We start from the raw sequence: 2,500 nt of genomic DNA, 5'->3' as shown, positions 1-2,500 counted from the left end.
AACCATGATGGATTCGCTGAAAAACTGGGCAATGAGCTGGCTGCGCATTGAACCTACCGCCTTACGGATACCTACTTCTTTGGCGCGTTTCTGCGATCGGGCGGTCGACAAATTCATGAAATTGATACAAGCCAGCAGCAGCACGAACAAGCCGATCACACCGAAAAGCCAGACAAACTGGATCTGTCCGCGGACTGCCACGCCATTTTCCCATTCCGAATAAAGATGCCAGCGGCTCATGGGATGCAGGAATGCTTTTGGGTCAAATCTTGCTTCTTCTTTGGCGTGACGGGCTTTGATTTTCTCAATTTTGGCGCTTACCTGCTCAAAGCTGGTGTGGGGCGCTATCTGTACGAGCAACAAAAATGAGTTATTTCCCCAGTTGGTTTCGGAGCGTTTGACCCAGGGCTCTTCCTCTACAAAATATTTCCAGGGCAACAAAAATGCCACTTCCCGAAACTCGGTATCGTAAGGAATATCCTCATAAATGCCGGTCACTTTGAAATAGCGTTTATTGTCAACCCTCACAGACTTGTTAATGGGATCTTCATCACCAAACAGCGCCCTGGCCACCGACTCGGAGAGCAGGGTAGAGGATGGATCTTTAAGGCCGGTGGCTGTGCCTTTGATGATCCTGAGTGACATCATAGTTGTAAAGTCGGGTTCAACGCAGTTTCCTTTTCGTGAAATTTTCTTGTCCCCAAAGGCCAGTATGTGGTCCTCGGTCCATGAAGAGGATGCAATGCGGCTGAATTCGCTGGCATGTTCAGTGGCGAGCGCCTCCCGCATCGGCAGGGGAGTTGCCTGCGTGGTGGTGGTGGTACCGTTGTAGGTTTGATGCTGCATGACGCGCGCAATGCGGTCATAGTTTTGATGGTATTTGTTGTACGAAAGCTCATCCCACATCCAAAGGCTGATCAGGATGACGGTGGTCATACCAATGGACAATCCGGCGATGTTGATCGCGGAATAAGTGCTGTTCTTAGCGAGGTTTCGGAACGCGACTTTGATATAGTTATACAGCATATTGATCAGGGTTAGGTCCTTTTTATTCAAGCGCTTTACCACTGAATGCGGGCAAATACCTTACCATTTCTGCGATGTGCCCGGAAGACGCTTAAACCCCGGTTTGTACTGCTGGAATGTCCGCTAGTGCACAGCGCCGCGTCCGGTTGTGAACAATGCGGAGGAGGGTTAGCACTGAAATACCAGTCAAATTGCTTGCTGGCAGCCGTTTAAGGTGCGTTCAAAAAATGGCATGGCATTTAATTGATCACATAGGCGAAATCTTCGTGTGAGTACCCATTCTGCTTTAACCCGCTCCGATATGCTACGCAATTACTTCAAGATCGCTTTCCGCAACCTTGCCCGCAGCAAAACTTTTTCAGGCATCAATGTGCTCGGTCTCGCATTGGGAATGGCGTGCAGCCTCATGATCATGCTCTGGATCAAAGACGAATTGGGCGTTGATGCTTTTCATGCCAATAAACAGCAGTTGTACCGGATTTATATGAAGGAATATTTCAGCGGAAAAGTCCAGGGTGTAATCTGGACGCCCGGTCCGCTGGCAGAGGAGTTGAAGAAATCGGTGCCTGAAATACAACTTTCGACGCCATTTGAATGGGCCAGTAACCAGACCTTTTCGGTAGGCGATAAGATCAACAAACAGCTAACGAATGCAGTCAGTGCCGATTTTTTCAAAATGTTCAGCTTTCAGCTCTTGCAGGGAACGCCTGATGCAGCCTTGAAAGACCCGAACAGCCTGGCGATTTCCAGAAACATGGCAATTACCTTCTTCGGAAGTCCGGAGGCGGCAATGGGCAAGGCAATCCGGCTCGATAACCGGAAAGATTTGATGGTCAGTGCAGTTTTTGAAAACATACCCGGAAACAGCACATTGAAATTCGACTGCCTTCAAAACTGGGACGGTTTTGTAGCTGATAATGATTGGGCCAAAGATTGGGGCACTACCGACCCGCTTACTTTTTTTATGATCCGGCCCGATGCAGATCCCGCGAAGGTAGAGGCGAAAATCAGGCATTTGCTCGATAAATATAACCGCGACGAAGGCAAACCTTTCAAGACCCAGCTGGCTATGCAGCCGTTTCACGAATATTATCTGAACAGCAATATCAAAGACGCAAAAATGGACGGCGGGCGCATTGAATATGTGCGCCTGTTCAGCTTCGTAGCGATTTTTATCCTCCTTATTGCCTGCATTAATTTTATGAACCTGGCCACTGCACGTTCGGCGAAGCGCGCGAAGGAAGTGGGCGTGCGTAAAGTGGTGGGCGCGATGCGTTCCATGCTCGTGGGGCAGTTTATGGGCGAGGCGATTTTGCTGGCGATCTTTTCTGTCCTGCTGGCCGTTTTGCTGGTTGCGCTCACATTGCCCGCATTCAATAATTTGACTGAAAAACAAATCGTGCTGCCGTTCCGGGAGCCTGTATTTTGGGGAGCACTGGCAGGTTTGCTTGTAGTTACCGGGTTGGTTGCCGGC

Annotated in this window: 2 protein-coding genes; one reads left to right on the top strand and one right to left on the bottom strand. The window is 49.5% G+C overall.

Annotated features, from left to right (window positions below):
• A partial coding sequence (locus ACTIE6_RS22620; protein WP_439558790.1) for an ABC transporter permease occupies positions 1-1,056 on the bottom strand: 1,056 nt, incomplete at its 3' end.
• Between the two features lie 271 nt (positions 1,057-1,327).
• On the opposite strand from ACTIE6_RS22620, the gene ACTIE6_RS22615 reads away from it, so the two are divergent.
• A partial coding sequence (locus ACTIE6_RS22615) for an ABC transporter permease (protein WP_439558789.1) occupies positions 1,328-2,500 on the top strand: 1,173 nt, incomplete at its 3' end.

The organism is Dyadobacter sp. (genome assembly GCF_051859145.1).
Classification (GTDB): domain Bacteria; phylum Bacteroidota; class Bacteroidia; order Cytophagales; family Spirosomataceae; genus Dyadobacter.
Note: the sequence above shows the minus strand (reverse complement) of the source record. Positions and strands in the feature narration are given on the sequence as shown.